Source organism: Bacillus sp. JJ1503, from assembly GCF_036965125.1.
GTDB lineage: Bacteria > Bacillota > Bacilli > Bacillales > Cytobacillaceae > Cytobacillus.
In genome coordinates this window covers 1-695 of the sequence record NZ_JBALOZ010000265.1, presented here as the reverse complement: position 1 = coordinate 695, position 695 = coordinate 1, and the positions used below count along the sequence as shown (strand labels likewise).

Genomic DNA, 695 nt, shown 5'->3' with positions numbered 1-695 from the left:
TTTCGTTTGTTTTATTTTCAACTTATTTCTTCTCAATTTCTACTTAATTTAATCTATCAAAACCGGGCAGTGTTTGCCCGGTTTTTCAATAAATACGATGAGGATGCTTATGTTCCCACGTAAAATGGTTTGTCCGACTTCCATCTCCTGCATTGCCCCATTCAAACCCTTGGCCTGCTTATGCTCATGCCCTTTCTCCATCTTATGGAATCGAAAAAAGTTTGTCCTGCCGTTTCCCCCACTTTCACTCAAGATTGTACCGAATTCCATGGTCGCAGACATAAAAAACTTTGTCCAAAATCGAAGTGAAATGAACGATTTCAATCAGGATTGCTCTTGTTTAACTTCTTGCTTTTCTCCTTGTTTTTCAAGCCTTTTCAGGCTTTTCTTCCCGCTTTTTTCATGCAAAAAAGACCGAGAGAACAACAGGATTTTCTCCCGTTTTTCCTTCGATCTCAACCATACTTTTTTATTTAAGGACATGTTTTTTATTTAAGTCCAATGTTTTTTAGGTGTGTACAACACATGTTGGATGAAAAAATAGTTCTTTACTAAATGTTATAAAAATCCTTTTAAAATCAATAACATTAAAATAATGGAAAAAAGAAAGTCCTTTACTAGTTGTAACATTTGTCATAAAATCGGTTGTATTTATAATAAAAATGTTCTTTACTAATTCTTCCACAATCGCGCCC

At 34.5% G+C, this 695-nt stretch carries 2 protein-coding genes; both read right to left on the bottom strand.

Going from position 1 to position 695, the window contains the following annotated elements; genetic code table 11:
- Positions 1–48 precede the first annotated feature (48 nt).
- Positions 49–282, bottom strand: coding sequence for a hypothetical protein (locus tag V7149_RS19520; RefSeq protein ID WP_335347261.1), 234 nt, complete (start codon positions 280–282; stop codon positions 49–51).
- Between the two features lie 226 nt (positions 283–508).
- Positions 509–695 (bottom strand): hypothetical protein (locus V7149_RS19515; protein ID WP_335347260.1); only part of this gene is annotated, 187 nt, incomplete at its 5' end.